We start from the raw sequence: 1,753 nt of genomic DNA on the forward strand, positions 1-1,753 counted from the left end.
GCCGTGGATGCGGTCCGGGCCCGCGGCTTCACACGGCCGCGGGGGTCGGCCGGGTCCTGCGGCGGATCAGCAGTACTTGAAGGAGCTGATCTTGTCGTTGATCCACGACGGGAGGGAGGGCCACCGCTCCCAGGGGCCGATCCTGAACTCCAGGCCGCCGTAGTCGTTGTTCTCGTAGAAGCAGATGCTGCTCCCGGTGTTGTTCACCACCGACGACGTGACGTCCTGCATCCCCGTCCACAGGCCGTTGTTCCGTTGCAGCTTGCCCATGTCGCTGATGTTCTGGTCCGAGGCGATCGCCGGGAACTTGCCGGTGGAGCCCGTGTTGCCGACGTAGCTGTTCTCGGTCCACAGGCAGACGTAGTTGGTGGGGCACGCGCCGGCGCCCTGACCGATGCCGAGGATCGTGTTGGCGCTGGCGGAGCCCGACACGGTCACGACCAGTCCGACGGCGGCGGCCGCGCACAGGCCGAGCCTGGTCATCTTCTGGGAAAGCTTCATGACGATCCGTTCAGGTCGAGGTGGGGAGTCGAGGTGGGGGTCGAGGCGATGAGGGGTCAGCAGTACTTGAAGGAGCTGATCTTGTCGTTGATCCACGACGGGATGTAGGGCCAGTGCTCCCCGGGCCCGATCTTGAACTCCAGGCCGGTGTACCAGTTGTTCTCGTAGAAGCAGATGCTGCTCCCGGTGTTGTTCAGCACCGACGAGGTGATGTCCTGCATGCCCTTGTCCCCACCGGAGCTGCGCTTCTGGAGCTTGCCCATGTCGCCGGTGTCCTGGTTCGACGCGAAGGAGCCGAACTTCGCGTCGTTGATGGTCCCGCCCCGGATGAAGTTGGCCTCCGACCACAGGCAGACGTAGCCGTCGGGGCACGACCCGGCCCCGTGGCCGATGTCGTAGACGTTGGTGGCGCTCGCGGAGGTCGCCCCGGTCACGATCAGGCCGACGGCGGCGGCGGCGGACAGGCCCAGCTTGGCCAGGTTCCTGGAGAGCTTCATGACGATCCGTTCAGGTCGAGGAAAGGAGAAGAAGGGAAGGGAGGAAGGGAGGAAGGGAGGGGGCAGGTCAGCAGAACTTGAAGGAGCTGATCTTGTCGTTGATCCACGACGGGACGGAGGCCCACTTCTCCCGGGGGCCGATCTTGAACTCCAGGCCGCCGTAGTTGCTGTGCTCGTAGAAGCAGATGCTGCTCCCGGTGTTGTTCACGACCGAGGAGGCCTCGTCCGCCATGCCCTTCCAGCGCCAGAGCTTGCTCTCGTACTTGAACGACGCCAGGTCCGCGATGTTCTCGTTCGCGCCCACGGCCCCGTAGTCGACCCCGCCCTTCGGGTTCCCCACGATGTAGTTGTTCTCGCTCCACAGGCACACCCAGTTGGCGGGGCACTTGCCGGGACCGGTCTCGATCGAGGTGAGGATGTCGGCGCTCGCCGTCGTCGTCGTGGCGGCGAGCACCCCGGCCACCGTGGCGGCACCCACCGCGAGCCTCGTCGCCAGTCGCCGCAGGTTCATCATGATGCTCTCCTCTGCTCTTCAACTGCCCAGGGGGCGCTCCGACGTTCGTTCGCGGAGCAGCACCACTGTGGCGGCGAGGGCAGGCGGGACGCATCGGTCATCCGACTGCATGGGGAACCGGCGCCGGCGACCTAAGTCGGCGACCTGGCCGGACCGTAGGCGTCCGGGCGGAACGGGCGTCGCGGGCGCGGATGTGCGGGAACGCCTTGGCGAGGCGGTCGGTCTCGGCCGGGTCGATGCC

General features: G+C 66.5%; 3 protein-coding genes. All 3 read right to left on the reverse strand.

What is annotated here, in order from left to right:
- Positions 1 to 66: 66 nt before the first annotated feature.
- The 3 genes from ACFU7Z_RS39225 to ACFU7Z_RS39235 all read right to left on the reverse strand — a co-directional run bounded on the left by ACFU7Z_RS39225 (position 67) and on the right by ACFU7Z_RS39235 (position 1,512).
- Positions 67 to 501, reverse strand: coding sequence for a peptidase inhibitor family I36 protein (locus ACFU7Z_RS39225; protein WP_380782948.1), 435 nt, complete (start codon positions 499 to 501; stop codon positions 67 to 69).
- A gap of 56 nt (positions 502 to 557) precedes the next feature.
- Positions 558 to 998, reverse strand: coding sequence for a peptidase inhibitor family I36 protein (locus tag ACFU7Z_RS39230; protein ID WP_375876220.1), 441 nt, complete (start codon positions 996 to 998; stop codon positions 558 to 560).
- 67 nt (positions 999 to 1,065) lie between these two features.
- Positions 1,066 to 1,512 carry a peptidase inhibitor family I36 protein gene (locus ACFU7Z_RS39235; RefSeq protein ID WP_380782950.1) on the reverse strand — a complete coding sequence of 149 codons (447 nt, stop codon included), beginning with the start codon at positions 1,510 to 1,512 and terminating at the stop codon, positions 1,066 to 1,068.
- Between the last annotated feature and the right edge of the window lie 241 nt (positions 1,513 to 1,753).

Source organism: Kitasatospora sp. NPDC057518 (assembly GCF_042802075.1).
GTDB lineage: Bacteria > Actinomycetota > Actinomycetes > Streptomycetales > Streptomycetaceae > Kitasatospora.